This window comes from uncultured Roseobacter sp., assembly GCF_947496515.1.
GTDB lineage: Bacteria > Pseudomonadota > Alphaproteobacteria > Rhodobacterales > Rhodobacteraceae > Roseobacter.
The window spans coordinates 150,187-166,241 of record NZ_CANMDB010000008.1 but is presented as its reverse complement, the minus strand read 5'-3'; the positions used below and the strand labels follow the sequence as shown (position 1 = coordinate 166,241).

17 protein-coding genes are annotated in these 16,055 nt (G+C 63.0%); 11 read left to right on the top strand and 6 right to left on the bottom strand.

Features of this window, described 5'->3' with window-relative positions; all coding sequences use genetic code 11:
- The first annotated feature begins 284 nt into the window (after positions 1-284).
- The 10 genes from Q1A53_RS15120 to Q1A53_RS15075 all read left to right on the top strand — a co-directional run bounded on the left by Q1A53_RS15120 (position 285) and on the right by Q1A53_RS15075 (position 8,976).
- Positions 285-848, top strand: coding sequence for a NifU family protein (locus Q1A53_RS15120; RefSeq protein WP_299968345.1), 564 nt, complete (start codon positions 285-287; stop codon positions 846-848).
- Between the two features lie 70 nt (positions 849-918).
- Positions 919-1,290, top strand: a complete 372-nt coding sequence (locus Q1A53_RS15115) for a GFA family protein (protein WP_299968343.1) — start codon at positions 919-921, stop codon at positions 1,288-1,290.
- Positions 1,287-1,904 carry a tRNA (adenosine(37)-N6)-threonylcarbamoyltransferase complex dimerization subunit type 1 TsaB gene (tsaB, locus tag Q1A53_RS15110; protein ID WP_299968341.1) on the top strand — a complete coding sequence of 206 codons (618 nt, stop codon included), beginning with the start codon at positions 1,287-1,289 and terminating at the stop codon, positions 1,902-1,904. The genes Q1A53_RS15115 and tsaB overlap by 4 nt, the downstream gene beginning before the upstream one ends.
- On the top strand, positions 1,901-2,350 hold the full coding sequence (locus Q1A53_RS15105; RefSeq protein ID WP_299968339.1) for a GNAT family N-acetyltransferase: 450 nt from the start codon (positions 1,901-1,903) through the stop codon (positions 2,348-2,350). The genes tsaB and Q1A53_RS15105 overlap by 4 nt, the downstream gene beginning before the upstream one ends.
- 120 nt (positions 2,351-2,470) lie before the next feature.
- Entirely contained in the window at positions 2,471-3,466 is a 996-nt protein-coding gene (locus tag Q1A53_RS15100; RefSeq protein WP_299968337.1) for a BMP family ABC transporter substrate-binding protein, read from the top strand.
- A gap of 3 nt (positions 3,467-3,469) precedes the next feature.
- Positions 3,470-5,035 carry an ABC transporter ATP-binding protein gene (locus tag Q1A53_RS15095; protein ID WP_299968336.1) on the top strand — a complete coding sequence of 522 codons (1,566 nt, stop codon included), beginning with the start codon at positions 3,470-3,472 and terminating at the stop codon, positions 5,033-5,035.
- 109 nt (positions 5,036-5,144) lie between these two features.
- Positions 5,145-6,239 (top strand): ABC transporter permease, encoded by a 1,095-nt coding sequence (locus Q1A53_RS15090; protein WP_299968334.1) that lies wholly within the window; start codon positions 5,145-5,147, stop codon positions 6,237-6,239.
- Positions 6,239-7,207: an ABC transporter permease gene (locus tag Q1A53_RS15085; protein ID WP_299968332.1), complete on the top strand. Its 969-nt coding sequence runs from the start codon at positions 6,239-6,241 to the stop codon at positions 7,205-7,207. Before Q1A53_RS15090 ends, Q1A53_RS15085 begins: the two co-directional genes overlap by 1 nt.
- Before the next feature lie 96 nt (positions 7,208-7,303).
- The gene (locus Q1A53_RS15080; protein WP_299968330.1) at positions 7,304-8,215 is read left to right on the top strand and encodes a sulfite exporter TauE/SafE family protein; all 912 of its coding nucleotides are present in this window, start codon (positions 7,304-7,306) and stop codon (positions 8,213-8,215) included.
- A gap of 23 nt (positions 8,216-8,238) precedes the next feature.
- A complete protein-coding gene (locus Q1A53_RS15075) occupies positions 8,239-8,976 on the top strand; it encodes a TIGR02186 family protein (protein ID WP_299968447.1) in 738 nt (245 codons plus the stop codon).
- Between the two features lie 57 nt (positions 8,977-9,033).
- On the opposite strand, the gene Q1A53_RS15070 is transcribed toward Q1A53_RS15075, so the two are convergent.
- From Q1A53_RS15070 to Q1A53_RS15045, 6 genes are all read right to left on the bottom strand, one after another.
- Positions 9,034-10,575, bottom strand: a complete 1,542-nt coding sequence (locus Q1A53_RS15070) for an AAA family ATPase (RefSeq protein WP_299968328.1) — start codon at positions 10,573-10,575, stop codon at positions 9,034-9,036.
- Positions 10,576-10,652: 77 nt separating this feature from the next.
- Entirely contained in the window at positions 10,653-11,318 is a 666-nt protein-coding gene (locus Q1A53_RS15065) for an acyl-homoserine-lactone synthase (protein ID WP_299968326.1), read from the bottom strand.
- A 127-nt stretch (positions 11,319-11,445) separates the two neighbouring features.
- Positions 11,446-12,165: a LuxR family transcriptional regulator gene (locus tag Q1A53_RS15060; RefSeq protein WP_299968324.1), complete on the bottom strand. Its 720-nt coding sequence runs from the start codon at positions 12,163-12,165 to the stop codon at positions 11,446-11,448.
- Complete coding sequence (locus Q1A53_RS15055) at positions 12,104-12,319, bottom strand: hypothetical protein (protein WP_299968322.1); 216 nt, start codon at positions 12,317-12,319, stop codon at positions 12,104-12,106. The genes Q1A53_RS15060 and Q1A53_RS15055 overlap by 62 nt, the downstream gene beginning before the upstream one ends.
- Positions 12,320-12,534: 215 nt before the next feature.
- The gene (ccrA, locus tag Q1A53_RS15050; protein WP_299968320.1) at positions 12,535-13,815 is read right to left on the bottom strand and encodes a crotonyl-CoA carboxylase/reductase; all 1,281 of its coding nucleotides are present in this window, start codon (positions 13,813-13,815) and stop codon (positions 12,535-12,537) included.
- Between the two features lie 145 nt (positions 13,816-13,960).
- Complete coding sequence (locus Q1A53_RS15045) at positions 13,961-15,328, bottom strand: 1-acyl-sn-glycerol-3-phosphate acyltransferase (protein ID WP_299968318.1); 1,368 nt, start codon at positions 15,326-15,328, stop codon at positions 13,961-13,963.
- 45 nt (positions 15,329-15,373) lie between these two features.
- On the opposite strand from Q1A53_RS15045, the gene Q1A53_RS15040 reads away from it, so the two are divergent.
- Positions 15,374-15,967: a GNAT family N-acetyltransferase gene (locus Q1A53_RS15040; RefSeq protein ID WP_299968316.1), complete on the top strand. Its 594-nt coding sequence runs from the start codon at positions 15,374-15,376 to the stop codon at positions 15,965-15,967.
- Positions 15,968-16,055: the final 88 nt, after the last annotated feature.

Sequence of the window (16,055 nt, the reverse complement as noted above, 5' to 3'; positions counted from 1 at the left end):
GGCATGTTGCTGGCCGTGGATTGACCTCCTCAGCGATTTGTCCGCCTGTCGGCATCGCCACTTCGGGCTTGCAGCGCAGGTTACGAACGCGCACGCCAAAATAATACCAACGGTGGGTTTTGCCGCAAAAACCGTCTGTTAACCCTGCTCCTAACCGTCCTCCCCTTCGCCATGCTTCAAATCGCGCCGCAGGCACTCCCTGCGCAGCTTACTTTAGAATCGTTCCAATCCTTGACTTCGCGCGCCGTGATCCGCATATCTGATCCAAGCTCAGGAGAGAGATCATGTTCATCCAGACCGAATCGACCCCCAATCCAGCGACCCTGAAATTCCTGCCCGGTCAGACCGTGCTGGAGATGGGAACCGCAGATTTTCCGACAGCCGACACCGCGGACAAGTCGCCGCTGGCACAGCGGATCTTTGCGGTCGAGGGGGTGACGGGTGTCTTTTTCGGGACCGATTTCGTGACCGTCACCAAGGCCGATGCGGTGGAATGGGATCACATCAAACCCGCCCTTCTTGGCGCGATCATGGAGCATTTCCAGTCTGATCAGCCGGTCATGGCAGGGGATCACACACCAGCGTCGGGCCACGCCGAGCACACGGGCGAGGACGGCGCCATTGTGGGCCAAATCAAAGAGCTTCTGGATAGCCGCGTGCGCCCTGCGGTAGCTCAGGATGGCGGCGACATCACCTTTCACGGGTTTGATCGTGGCGTTGTGTACCTGCACATGCAGGGTGCCTGCGCGGGCTGCCCCTCCTCGACCCTGACGTTGAAAATGGGCATCGAAAACCTGCTGCGCCACTACATCCCCGAAGTGACGGAAGTGCGTCCTGTCGCAACCTGACCACGTCCCGACCAAGGTCGTCCGGATCACCGGACGCTGCTATTGCGGCGCCGTCAGGCTAAACGCCGGTGTGCCTCAAACCGTCTCCTATTGTCATTGCTCGGATTGCCGCCGCCTCTCTGGCGCACCTGTCGCAGCCTTTGCCGCTTTTGATCCATCAGTCGTCACCTTCGCCCCAGCGCTCGGCCCACCGGTGTCTCACGTCGAAGGGGTGGAGCGCTGGTTTTGCACCGCTTGCGGCACCCAGCTGGCTGCGTGCTATGCCTATCTGCCGGGTCAGCTCTACGTGCCGCTGGGCCTTCTGGACCAGGCGGCCGAACTGCCCCCGTGCTTGCATTCGCACCACGCGTCAAGGCTGCCATGGCTCCACCTCACGGATGATCTTCCCCGACAGGGCGCCAGCGCACGCGCCAGTCTCAATCTGGAAAATCATTTGAAATGAGCCGCTTGCCAGACACCCCCATTCTTGCCTTCGACACGGCCACTGCCCATTGCGCAGTGGCAGTCTACGCGGATGGACGTACTCTCGCTCAGGCCCAGGAGGTCATGACCAAAGGCCAGGCAGAGCGTCTGATGGGCCTGTGCACGGAGCTCATGTCGCAGGCAGGCCTCCCCTTCGAGGCGCTCGCGGCCATCGGTGTCGGCGTCGGCCCCGGCAACTTTACCGGCATCCGCATCTCCGTCGGCGCCGCCCGAGGTCTGGCGCTCGGGCTCGGTGTGCCTGCGGTCGGTATATCAGGATTCGACGCCCTACGTCTTGGCCAGAACGGCCCCTGCACCTGCGTCCTGCCCGCCCGCCGCGGCTTTCATTATGTTCAACGCTTTGATCGCAACACAACTGCCCCGCCGGACCTCGTCCCGGAGGACGCTGTCGCGCCGCACGAGGGTCCCCGCATCGGCGCGGGCGGTGTTCCGCCGCGCTATCCAACGGCTGAGGCCATCGCCCGGCTGACCGCACAGAGATACCAAGATCCGCAGCCGCGCCCTGCCCCTCTCTACCTGCGCCCTGCCGATGCAGCCCCCGCCCGCGACGCGGCACCTCTGATCCTGCCGTGACACCGGACGCGCTCGCCGCCCTGCACCGCGCTGCCTTCACAACAGATCGCGCCTGGCAGGCCGCTGAATTCTCTGACCTTTTGTCCTCCGCTCATACGACACTGCTACACCGCCCCCACGGCTTTGCGCTGGTGCGCACCATCGCGGATGAGGCGGAACTGCTCACCCTCGCCGTGCAACCTGACCATCACAGGCAGGGTATCGCCAGCGCGTTGATGCACGACTGGCTGAGCGGCACGGAGGCCACACAAGTCTTCCTCGAAGTGGCCGCAGACAACGTCCCGGCCCGACGGCTCTATGAAAGGCATGGGCTCACGGAGCACGCCCGGCGCAGCGGTTACTACGCCCGCCCCGGTGCCGCAGCCGTGGACGCTGTGCTGATGCGCGCAGCACTCCCCCCACGTCACATGCGGCAATCCCCCGGGAAAGCAGGAAAAACCGGTTGACCCGCCCCGCCCGCTAGGCCCTAAACTACCGACCATTAACTTTTCTGCCCAGATCGGGCAGCGGTCGCCGCCACCGGACAGGCCGCAGACAAAAAGACGACAACCTGGGAGACTTCATCCATGACCTCACTGCAAAAATTCCTCGGCGCGACAGCGGCACTCGCACTTTCGGCGGGCGCGGCCTTGGCAGAGCCCGCGCTGATCTTTGATCTCGGTGGAAAATTCGACAAATCCTTCAATGAGGCCGCCTATAATGGTGCCACCCGCTGGGCCGAAGAGACGGGCAACACTTTCCGCGACATCGAACTGCAATCCGAAGCCCAGCGAGAGCAGGCGTTGCGCCGCTTTGCCGAGGCAGGTGCAAACCCCATCGTCATGACCGGCTTTGCCTTCGGTGACGCGCTTGGCCAGGTCGCGGGCGACTACCCTGAGACAGATTTCGTGATCATCGACATGGTGGTGGATGCCCCCAACGTCCGCTCGGTGGTGTTCAACGAGCACGAAGGCTCCTACCTGGTGGGCATGCTGGCGGCCAAAGCGTCCGCCTCCGGCACTGTGGGCTTTATCGGCGGCATGGACATCCCGCTCATCCGCAAATTCGCCTGCGGCTATGCCCAGGGCGTCAAGGCGGTGAACCCCGATGCAACGGTGATCGCCAACATGACCGGCACGACACCCGCCGCCTGGAATGACCCCGTCAAGGGATCCGAGCTGACCAAGGCGCAGATCAGCCAGGGTGCCGATGTGGTTTATGCTGCGGCCGGCGGCACCGGTGTGGGCGTGCTGCAAACGGCTGCGGACGAGGATATCCTCTCCATCGGCGTGGACAGCAACCAGAACCATCTGCATCCGGGCAAGGTCCTGACCTCCATGCTCAAGCGTGTGGACAATGCCGTCTATCAGGCGATGACCGACGGACCCGGCATGGAAAAAGGGTTTAACGTCATGGGCCTGGCCAACGGTGGCGTGGGCTACGCACTGGACGAAAACAACGCCGAGCTGGTCGACGATAGCATGCAGGCCGCCGTTGATGCCGCCGCCGAACAGATCGCTTCGGGCGAGCTTGCGGTGCATGATTACACCTCGGACGACAGCTGCCCTGCCCTGAGCTTCTAAAGGATGGGCACGGACGACACGGGCGGGCGGCAGGCAACTGCCGCCCCCGGCACTGCACCCGCAATTGAACTGAAGGGCATCTCCAAGGCCTTCGGTCCGGTGCAGGCCAACAAGGACATCTCGATCCGCGTGATGCCCGGCACGATCCACGGTATCATCGGCGAGAATGGGGCGGGCAAATCGACGCTGATGTCGATCCTTTACGGGTTTTACAAGGCAGATGCGGGCGAGGTGTTTATCGCAGGCAAACGCACTGACATTCCTGACAGCCAGGCCGCCATCGCCGCCGGCATCGGCATGGTGTTCCAGCACTTCAAGCTGGTCGAGAACTTCACCGTGCTGGAAAACATCATTCTGGGGGCCGAAGACGGCGGGCTGCTCAGGCCCTCTCTCGCCAAAGCCCGCAAATCGCTGCTGGAACTGGAGCATGAATACGGTCTGAACGTCGATCCCGATGCGGTGATCCAGGATCTGGGTGTCGGCATGCAGCAGCGGGTAGAGATCCTCAAGGCACTCTACCGTCAGGCGGATATCCTGATCCTCGATGAACCCACTGGCGTGCTGACCCCGGCAGAGGCCGATCAGCTTTTCCGCATCCTCGACCGCCTGCGGACCGAGGGCAAGACCATCATCCTCATTACCCATAAACTGCGCGAGGTGATGGAAGCGACGGACACGGTCAGCGTGATGCGCCGGGGTGAGATGACGGCGACGGTCAAGACGTCAGAGACCTCGCCCGCCGAGCTCGCCGAACTCATGGTGGGGCGTAAGGTCTTGCTGCGCGTTGACAAAACACCCGCCACACCGGGACCGGTCGTGCTCGACATAAAGGGCCTGCGGGTCCGCGACGAAAGCGGCGTGGAGCGTCTCAAGGGCATTGATCTGCAGGTCCGCGCGGGCGAGATCCTCGGCCTCGCGGGGGTTGCGGGCAATGGCCAATCTGAACTGCTCGAAGTGCTGGGCGGCTACGCCGAAGCCACGGGCGAGATCCACATCAACGGCCAACCCCTTGATCTGGCGGGCAAAGACGCGCACGGCCGCGCCCGCCGCGCCCGCGGCATCGCCCATGTGCCAGAAGACCGGCAGCGTGAAGGCCTCATCATGGACTTCTCCGCCTGGGAAAACACCGCCTTCGGCTACCACCGCGACCCGGGCTATCAATCGGGTCTCCTGCTCAACAACGCCCGTATCCGCACCGAGACCGAAGAAAAAATGGCGCGCTTCGACGTGCGCCCCCCCAATCCCGCGCTGGCGGCCAAGAACTTCTCCGGCGGTAACCAGCAAAAGATCGTGCTGGCGCGCGAAATCGAACGCGACCCCGATCTGCTGCTCGTGGGCCAGCCCACCCGCGGCGTGGACATCGGCGCCATCGAATTCATCCACCAGCAAATCGTGGCCCTGCGCGACAAGGGCAAGGCCGTGCTGCTGGTCTCGGTGGAACTCGAAGAAATTCTCGCCCTGGCCGACCGGGTCGCGGTCATGTTCGACGGCACCATCATGGGCGAGCGCCTCTCGGCCCAGACAGACGAAAAAGAACTCGGCCTGCTGATGGCAGGGGTCGCCGCATGACCGCTCCCTCACTTTGCCAGATAAACTCTGGGGGAGGCGCGCCAGCGCCGGGGGTGAAACCCCCTCAGGGCCAACCGCTGCGCCACCCGTCAACCAATGGAGCGCCCCGATGGACGTGATGCCGAAATGGGCCGAGGTGGCGCTGGTGCCGCTGATCTCGCTGATCCTCGCCGCCGTGCTCTCCGCCCTCGTGATCCTGGCCATCGGAGAAGATCCCTTGGAGGCCGTCAATCTGATGGTCACCGGTGCTCTGGGCAGCACCTACGGCTGGGGCTACACGCTCTACTACGCCACCAATTTCCTTTTTACCGGTCTCGCCGTCTCCGTGGCCTTCCACGCGGGGCTCTTCAACATCGGGGGCGAAGGCCAGGCCATGCTGGGGGGCCTCGGCGTCGCGCTTGCCTGCCTGCTCATCCCGTGGCCGCATTGGAGCCTCGCGCTCCTCGGCGCCTCGCTTGCGGGCGCGCTCTTCGGTGCTGCCTGGGCCGCGATCCCCGCCTTTCTGCAGGCCAAACGGGGCAGCCATATCGTCATCACCACCATCATGTTCAATTTCATCGGCGCTGCCGTGCTCAACTACGTTCTGGTGAACCTGATGCGCCCGGCGGGCCAGATGGACCCCGCAACCGCGCGCTTTCCCGACACCACCAACCTGCCGACGCTGCACGACATCCTCGCGCCCCTCGGCATCGCCTTTTCCAAATCAGCCCCCGCCAACGTCACCTTTCTGATCGCACTGCTGGCCTGTGTGCTGGTGTGGTTCCTGCTCTGGCGCACGTGGCTGGGCTACGAGATCCGCAGCTACGGCAAATCCGAACCCGCCGCCCGCTACGGGGGCATCTCACCTGTCGCTATCACCATGATCGCCATGCTGATCTCCGGCGGTCTTGCCGGGCTGATGGCCATCAACAATGTCATGGGCGAGGCCGAACGGCTGGTCCTGAACGCCGTCGAAGGCGCAGGCTTCATCGGCATCGCCGTGGCGCTGATGGGCCGCAGCCACCCCTTCGGCGTGCTGCTGGCGGCCATCCTCTTCGGCTTTCTTTACCAGGGCGGTGCGGAACTGGCGCTCTGGACGTCGATCCCGCGAGAGCTGATCGTCGTGATTCAGGCGCTGGTCATTCTCTTCACCGGTGCGCTCGACAACATGGTTCGCATGCCGCTGGAGCGGCTCTTCCTGATGCTCCGCCGGAGCCGCGCCTGATGGATTTCCTGACGCTTATCCAGTTGCTCGACAGCACCGTTCGTCTGGCCACACCGCTGCTGCTGGCCTGTCTCGCGGGGCTCTTCTCCGAGCGTGCGGGCATCTTTGACATCGGCCTTGAAGGCAAGATGCTGGCCGCGGCCTTCTTCTCCGCCGCCATCGCGGCGCTCACCGGGTCGGTATGGGTCGGCCTTGCCGCGGGTATCGCTGCCTCCATGGTCTTCAGCCTGCTGCACGGGCTGGCCTCCATCACCTTCCGCGGTAATCAGCTGATCTCCGGCGTGGCGATCAACTTTCTGGCCGCGGGGCTCACCGTGCTCATCGCGCAGGACTGGTTCAGCCAAGGGGGCCGCACGCCATCGCTGATGGGCGGCGCGCGCTTCGGGCCGATCACCCTGCCCTTCGCCGACGCGCTGAGCGGGGTGCCCGTGCTCGGTCCCATCTACGCGGAGCTGATCTCGGGCCATTCGATCCTCGTTTATCTGGCCTTTGCCTGTGTGCCGCTGACGTGGTGGGTGCTCTTTCGCACGCGCTTCGGGCTGCGCCTCAGGGCGGTGGGTGAAAACCCCGCCGCCGTCGATACCGCCGGTGTCTCAGTTGTCGGGCTGCGCTACGCTGCCGTGCTGATCTGCGGTGTGCTCTGCGGGATCGCGGGCGCGTATCTCTCCACCGCCCTGCAGGCCGGGTTCGTCAAGGACATGTCCGCAGGCCGCGGCTTCATCGCCTTGGCGGCGCTGATCTTTGCGAAATGGCGGCCCTGGTACGCACTTTACGCCACCCTGCTCTTTGGTCTCTTCGGTGCCCTGGAAACCCGTCCTGACGTGATCGAGGCGCTCTTGGGTCTCAAGATCCAGGGCGCGTTGCTGGGGGCACTTCCCTACGTCATGACGGTCATCATACTCGCAGGGTTCGTCGGCAAGGCCATCCCACCCCGCGCTGGCGGTCAACCCTACGTCAAGGAACGATGAGCCGGTAAGGCCAGTTTCGCAGGAAGTGTCGGTCCTGAGTGCTGCGCGGCAGCGCGGGGCATTGATTTTAACCCTGCCTGTGCTCTAACAGTACCCATGCAAATCTACCTGCCCATTGCCGAGGTTTCGGTCAACGCCTTTTTGTTGCTGGGCCTGGGTGGGATTGTGGGCATCCTGTCGGGCATGTTCGGGGTCGGCGGCGGGTTTCTGATGACGCCGCTGCTCTTCTTCATCGGCATCCCGCCGGCCGTCGCCGTTGCGACCGAAGCCAACCAGATCGTGGCCTCGTCCTTCTCCGGTGTGCTGGCGCATCTCAAGCGAAAGACCGTCGATCTCAGGATGGGCACGGTGCTGCTCATCGGCGGTCTGATCGGTGCTGCCCTGGGCGTTGTCATCTTCAACTACCTCAAGGCGCAGGGTCAGGTCGATCTGCTGGTCAAGCTGTGTTACGTGGTCTTTCTGGGCGTGATCGGCGGTCTGATGTTCTTCGAGAGCCTCAATGCCATCCGCAAGACAAAATCCGGCAAGCCGCCCGCCCGCAAGAAACACAACTGGATCCACGGTCTGCCGTTCAAGATGCGGTTCCGGGTCTCCGGCCTCTATATCTCCGTGATCCCGCCGCTGATCGTTGGCGTGGCTGTGGGCATCCTCGCGGCGATCATGGGCGTGGGTGGCGGCTTTATCATGGTGCCCGCGATGATCTATCTGCTGGGCATGCCCACCAAGGTTGTCGTCGGCACCTCGCTCTTCCAGATCATCTTTGTCACGGCCTTCACCACGCTGCTGCACGCCACGACCAACTTTACCGTGGACATCGTGCTGGCGGTGCTGCTGCTGGTCGGCGGCGTCATCGGCGCACAAATCGGCACCCGCATCGGCGTCAAGATGAAGGCCGAGCAGCTCCGCATCCTGCTCGCGCTGATGGTGCTGGCGGTCTGCGGCAAGCTGGCGCTTGATCTGCTGCTGATGCCATCTGAGCTCTACTCTATCGGGGCGGCGGGACATTGAGGGCGCTTCTCAGCCTGATCGCGATGCTGCTGTGTCTTACGCCCTCCGTGGAGGCCGAAGAGGTCGTGCTGGGCCTCAGCCAGGACAGCATCTCCATCACCACCAGCTTTGACGGCACCGAGATCCTGATCTTTGGCGCGGTCAAGCGCGAGGAGACGATCCCCGATGGCCCGCCCATCGAGGTGATCGTGACCGTCGCGGGTCCGTCCATGCCGCTGACCGTGCGCCGCAAGGAAAAGCGTCTGGGGATCTGGGTCAACACCGACGCGGTCGAGGTGGACCGCGCGCCCAGTTTTTACGCCGTGCAGACCAGCGGCCCGCTGCGCGAGGTGCTGAGCAATACCGAAGATCTGCGGCACACGATTTCCGTCCCGCGGGCGATCCGCTCCGTCGGGGCGCCCGCGCATATCGAAAACGCCGAGAGCTTTACCGACGCGCTGATCCGCATTCGCAGCCGCGCCGACGTCTACCAGCTGCGCGAAGGGGCGGTCTCTGTCAGCGAGCAGACGCTCTTTCGCACCGCTGTCAGATTGCCCGCGGCGCTCACCGAAGGCGCCTACCCCACGCGGATCTTCCTGACACGCGGCGGCAATGTGGTCTCCAGCTACGATACCACGATCGACGTCCAGAAGGTCGGGCTGGAACGGTGGCTCTTCGGGCTATCGCGCAATCAGCCGCTGCTCTACGGGTTGATGTCACTGGCCATCGCCATCGCGGCGGGCTGGGCAGCTTCCGCCGTGTTCCGCCTGTTCCGGGCCTGACGCACCCCACTCAGAGGTGTGGCACGCAGCACAGGGCCCGATGGCTCAAAGGCCAGACTAGAATTCGCCTTCGGGTTCCGGCTCAGACAGCGACAGCGGGGCTGCGGGAAGGCTGCGCAGATCATCCACGCTCAGCGGTCCCTTGGGCATCGCCAGACGGTTGCGCACCACCCAGATCAACCGGTCCTGCGCGCGGGTGATCGCCACATAGGCCAAACGCTTCCACAGCGGCTGTCCGGCCTCTGACCGCCCCATGCGGGCCGCGGCGTAGAGGTCCGGCGCAAAGACCTGGACCGTCTCCCACTGGCTGCCTTGGGCCTTGTGGATGGTCACCGCCGCCCCGTGCAGAAAGGTGGCGCCCATGCGCGCGGCAAAGGGGATAAACGGCTCCTCCTCTCCCGGCTTTTCGATCTTGACGATGGACGCGGCCGAGACGCGCGGATCCTCCGCCCCCATGACGTGCAACCGGCTGAACCCCGGCTTGCGCCCCTCGCCCAGATAGATCACCTGCGCGCCCTTGATGAGGCCCCGCGCCTCCAGATCGAGGCGCTTCTTGCGGTGTTTGAGCGGCAGCTCCAGCCCGTCGCAAATCAGCGGCTCGCCCTCCAGCAGGGCATCCTCGGGCGCGCCATGCACCTGCCGAAAGGCGTTGATCAGCCGAATGCGCGTGGCATTGCGCCAGACCAGCACCGGGCTGCGCGCCATCAGATCAACCTCGACACGCTGCCCCCAGACCACCCGCTCGTCTCGGGCGGCGGCCTGCTCGACCATGCGCTCGAACTGCTCGAACCCGAGGTCGGGATCGCCGAGCGCATGGGCCAGATCGAGTATCGGGTTATCCGCCTCTTGCCGGTGGATCCGTTCCAGCGCCAGCACGCGGGGCGCGGGCAGCTTGTCAAAGACCATCGCGCCCGACTGGTTCACCGGTGCCAGCTGTGCGGGATCGCCGAAGAGCACCAGCGTCGGGAAAATCTCGCAAAGGTCCTCGTATTGCCGGTCATCCAGCATCGACGATTCGTCGATGAAGCCGATGTCCAGCGGCTCCTCCCGCCGTTTCCATCCGGTGATGAAATCAGATCCGCGCAAGCCCGCCGCCGCCAGCGCCCCCGGGATGGATTTGTTGCTGGCATAAAAGGCCTCTGCCCGGTCCAACGCCAGATCGGTCAGCCCCTCGATCTCGGGCCGCTCCCCGTTGCCCGCGAGCCAATCGGCGATCCGTTCGTATTCCGGGTCATAAACAGGGGTATAGAGAATGCGGTGGATCGTGGTGGCGGGCACGCCGCGCAGGCGCAACACGCTGGCCGCCTTGTTGGTGGGCGCGAGGATGGCGAGGGTACGCTTGTCACGTCGCTTGCGGGATTCGTAGTCGCCCGAGACCACTTCGACGCCCGCATCCTGCAGCGCCTCGTAGAGTTGGGCCAGCAGCAGCGTCTTGCCCGATCCGGCCTTGCCAGTGACGGCGAGAACTGCCGCCGCCTTGCCTTGGGGCGGTGTCAAAAGCTGGTCGTCCAGATCAACACCGGCACTGCGCAACACCTCCGTCACACGGTCATAGGCGGCGGCCTGATCGTCAGAGAATGTCACGGCGGGCAAAGTCATGGCGCGACCCTACAGGGGCCGCGCAACAGGGACCAGCGCGTCCTGCGCGCTGGTGCGGATTTGTCAGATCACCGCAGTCAGGCGCATTGCTTGAATTCGATTTCCGCGGTCATGGGCGGCAGATTGCGGTTGAAGGACGCGTGGAACCAGGCCTTGGAGGTCTCACGGCTGACGCCGATCCGCCGGAGGTTGCGCGCCATACAGGCGGGTGTGATCTCCCAGGTACCAACGGCGATCCGGTCCCCCGCGGCATCGGTTTCTTCCGACACGCCCAGAACGTCCGGCACGATTGCGCTGAGCGCAAAGACACGCTCCATCTTGTCAAAGAACACGCCGACGAAATGCTCCAATGCGAATTCATCCATCAACTCGCCCGCAGCAACCACGAGGGCAGCTGTCGCGCGTCGGTCAGCGCGGGGTGAGATGCAAAAGCGGGTGCATTCCCAGATCAGCGGGCTTTGGATATGCACACCATCCGTGAGGTTCCGGAAATGATCGTTCAGCATGGTCTTGCCAACTGTCGGCATCATCCGCATGGAGCCGCCGTGCGTGCCATCAGGCAACTCCCAGATGATGTAGATCGGGTTCATCGCATCGTATTCATCTGTCTCATAGCCGCGCGCATCGACCGAGACGCTATCCCAGGCCAGACGTTGGGAAAACTGCGCTGCGCGGTCCCGGAACATGGTGTCACGAAGCTTTGGGAAGTTTTCCAGATCGGACCCGTAGATGTAATGCAGCATGACAGTCTCCTAGCGTTGTGATGCGAGGAAACTGCGCCATGGCCGTTAAGACCGGCTCACCAAACCGCTCGGTTGGCTTTCCCAATTCTTGGGCCAACGCGCGGCGCGGAACATCTTTTGTTAAGGTTCAGGCGACGATCAGCCCGCTGTGAATGGCGCGGGCGACCGCGTGGGTGGTGTTGAGCGCGCCCAGCTTGTGCCGGGCGCTTTCGATGTAGACCCGCAGTGTGTGCTCGGAGATCTTCATCTGATGGGCCGCCTGTGTGCGGCTGAGACCGCGGGCCAGATAGGTCAGGGCGCTCAACTCGCGGGGAGAGAGTTTGCCGAGCATCTTGTCATGGCCCTGTTCTTCGAACTCCAGACCCTTCTTGTTGAACTCATAAGCGATGATCATGAAGTCCCGCTTGTGCTCGCGCACAAAAGCATCCCACTCGTCGTCGGCCCGGTTGTCATTGATGCTGAGGACGGCGTATTGGCCGCTGGGACCGCGGAGGGGGATCGCGATGCCCTGCGCGCCAACACCGTGATCCAGTGCATCCTTCAGGAACTCCTTGACCGGTTTGGATGACCAGTCCAGATCCTTCCAGTTGACGGGATCAAACCTCTGGAAACATCCCATGACGACGGGATCGATCTTGTTGTACCCTTTTTCTACGTAGCGCTCTGTCCACTCGGGACTGTAGGTGCCCGCACCGTAATTCTCGCCGACGCTGTTGACCCAGTAGTAGACAACATGCTTGACGTCATAGCCGTCACGCATGCTGTAGGTGACTTGGTAGAGCTTCTCAAGCGTGTCCGCTTGTTCCAACCCCTCCAAAATCTGCTCTGCCAAGGTGGTCGTCACCATCGGTTGTGCCCTGCGTCCTCTCGTGCAGCGCTGCGATCTCCGCAAGCGCCACGATCGCCGTATCATCTAATTGTTCCGCGAGCACCGGCAAGTCATTTGCAGTTGCAAAGGTCTTCAAGTCTGTAAGAACATCCAAAATCCAGTCACTACGCATGTTAGTTCGCCTTCTAAAGGTTAATGAACGATTAAAACAACCCTAACATGAGTGAAGACCCCTTGAAAATTCGCGTATCTGTACTCCCCAGAAATAGCGAGGCCCGAGTTTGCAACCCACTGATACGCCTAGATAACACAACTATAACGAGAAACACTCGCGTAATACTTACCTGATTCGCGAGTGCTCGTCTTTGTTAAATCTGCGCAGAAGCTTTAACGCGCGGCTTCCAGCGTATCCTCGAAAGTGCGCAACCCGGTGCGCGGCGCCTGCACCAGAACGGACATATTGCCGGGCTTGTGTTGGTTGTGCTGCATCTTCAGATGCGCTTGCGGCAGTTCTGCCCAGGCGAAGACCTCCGACATGCAAGGATCAAGCCGCCGTTCCAGCATCAGCTTGTTGGCAGCCGACGCCTGCTTGAGATGGGCGAAGTGGCTACCTTGCAGGCGCTTCTGGTGCATCCACATGTATCGGACGTCAAAGGTCAGGTTGAACCCGGTGGTGCCCGCGCAGATCACGACCATGCCGCCCTTCTTCACCACGAAGGTGGAAACTGGAAAGGTCGCCTCGCCCGGATGCTCGAAGACCATGTCCACATTCACGCCCTTGCCGGTGATGTCCCAGATCGCTTTGCCGAATTTACGCGCTTCCTTGAACCAGGTGCCATATTCCGGTGTGCCCACCGTCGGCAGCTGGCCCCAACAATCGAAATCCTTGCGGTTCAGCACCCCCTTGGCGCCCAGATCCAGCACGAACTGGCGCTTGCTCTCGTCCGAGATCACACCGATGGCATTGGCCCCCGCGGTGTTGATCAACTGGATCGCGTAGGAGCCCAAGCCGCCTGAGGCACCCCAGACCAGCACGTTCTGTCCGGGCTTAAGATCATGGGGTTCGTGGCCAAAGAGCATCCGGTAGGCGGTAGCAAGCGTCAGCGTGTAGCAGGCCGCCTCTTCCCATGTGAGGTGCTTGGGCCGCGGCATCAGCTGCTGGCTCTGTACCCGCGTGAACTGTGCAAAGGAGCCATCGGGCGTCTCGTAGCCCCAGATCCGCTGGGTGGGGGAGTACATCGGATCGCCGCCGTTGCATTCCTCGTCATCGCCATCGTCCTGGTTGCAGTGGATCACGACCTCGTCGCCCACCTTCCAGCGCGTCACCCGGTCGCCCACCGCCCAGACGATGCCCGACGCATCCGATCCCGCGATGTGATAGGGTTGCTTGTGCCCATCAAAGGGGCTGATCGGGACGCCGAGCGCAGCCCAGACACCGTTGTAGTTCACGCCTGCCGCCATCACCAGCACCAGCACGTCCTGGCTGTCGAGTTCAGGCACCTCGACTACTTCCTGGATCATCGCCTTGTCGGGGTCGCCGTGCCGCTCCCGCCGGATTGCCCAGGCGTACATTTGCTTTGGAACATACCCCAGAGGCGGCATTTCGCCCATCTCATATAGGTCCTTCTCCGGCGCCTCATACTGTGTGATCGTAGTGTCCAGTGCCATGCCAGCCTCCTGTCGTCAGACAAACTCGGATCAGCGATGCCGCAATGCAGAATCGCCGTGATACCGTCTGGATAGGGCGTGTTGCGCAATATTGCAACACAGTAAGACCTGTATTTGAAACTTTATGACCGAGCGACCGCAGCATTTATGCTGCAGGCGCGTCCTCCGCAAACCTGTGCACGATGGAGTTGGCATAGTATTGTGCGACGCCGCGCTGATCCTCGACGATCTGCCAGGCCTCATTCTTCTGGAAGATGACACCATGCTTACGCATCTGCGACAGCGCATGGCTGACTGCCGCGCCCACGTCGTCCCGCACCTGATGCGGGACCTGCTCGGGCGCCCGTGCGATCATCGCCTCGACCTCTGCTCGCAACGCCGCCTCGGACAACGGGCGCCCGTGCGATACCAGCGCCTGCATCACCATGGGCACCGCGAGCACCGGCATGGCAGCCTCGATGCGCTGCATCAGATCGGTGGCAAGGTCTTCGACAGGCCGCTCGGGGCCGAACGCGCGCAGGGACAGCGGCGTGCCGAACACCACCGCTGCCTGCCCGAAACGTGTGATACGTCCCCGCAGACCCTGCCAGAACTTGCTGAGGATAAAGCGCACCACGACAGAAATGCGCGCGCCAAACCGCCGGTCGCCCCGCGCGCCCGCAGCGATCAGCACACGGTCCTCCAGCACCCGGTCGTAGTTGATCGCCACCGGCACGAAGACCACATCGCGCCCCTCGGGATCGTGGCCTTCCAGCACATAGGATAAAAGCCCCATCCGCGGTGCTGCCAGCCGACCCGTCAGGCTCAGCCCGCCCTCGGGGAAAATCGCCTGCGCCACCCCACCCGCCGTGGCCATCTGAACATAGCGCGCCAGCACCTGCCGATAGAGCCCGCCGCGCGACTTCCTCCGGATGAAATACGCCCCCATCATCTTGATCAACCGGCTGAGCGGCCAGACCCGCGCCCATTCGCCCACCGCATAGGACAGCGCAGAGGTCTGTGCCGCCAGATAGGTCACCAGCACGTAGTCCATGTTGGAGCGGTGGTTCATGATAAACACCACCGTTGCGTCCTTGGGGATCGACCGGATCACCGCGTCATTGCCCGGCCCCGTCCAGACCGAATAGACCGACCGCACCAAAAGACGCGCCATCTGAATGCCAAAGCCGAAATAGGTAAAGGCGCTGAAGCTGGGCACGATTTCCCGCGCATAGGCCCGCGCCCGTTCGAAGCCCACGTTTTCGGGCACGTTATTGGCCTTGGCATAGGCGACGATCTCGCGGGTCACGTCCGGATCATAGATCAGCCGCTGGATCATGTCGTAGCGACGCGCCAGCTTGAAGGGCTCGATCGGCCGGGTCAGCCGCTGGTTCAGCCGCGTGACCGCGCGCTCCAGCCGGCGACGGAAAAACCAGCGAACCGACGGAAACAGAAAATGCGACGCAAAGGTCACAGCCGCGAAAAGAAGGATCAGCACAAAGAGCCAAAGGGGTATCTCCACGACTTGCGTCATGGGCAGACACTTGCAGGCCCGGCCCGCGAGGACAATATCAAAAGCATGGATATGCAGATCTCCACCGAGTTCGAGGCGCAGGATCGCGCGGGTGTCGCGGACCTTTACTGGCAGGCCTTCGGGCACAAGCTGGGCCGAGTCATGGGCCCGGATCCGCGGGCCTTGCGCTTTCTGTGCGACGTGATCGACCCGCGCTATGCTCTGACAGCGCGCGATGCGACTGGCCGGCTGCTGGGTGTGGCAGGTTTCAAGACGGCCCAGGGCCAGCTGGTCGGCGGCACCCTTCGGCAGATGCAGGAACACTATGGATGGGGCGGCGGGCTCTGGCGGGGTCTGGTGTTGTCAGCGCTGGAGCGGCCTGTCGCGGCAGATGTGCTGCTGATGGACGGGATCTGCGTGGCACCAGCCGCGCGGGGCCACGGTGTCGGCACGGCGCTCTTGCAGGCGATCAAGGATACTGCCCGCGCGCAAGGAAAGACCGGCGTCCGGCTCGACGTGATCGACAGCAACGACCGGGCACGGGCGCTTTACGAACGGCAGGGTTTCACCGTGCGAGGCGTTGAGCATACCGGGCCACTGCGGCATCTCTTTCGGTTCGAAAGCGCCACTCAAATGGTCTGGCGCGCCGACATGGCCTGACCTTTTTGCCGCGATGCAGCGAATTGACAGAGGCATAAAATTCCAAGTATGACCTGTTCAGGGAAATAAAGTTACTTCCGCTGATTCA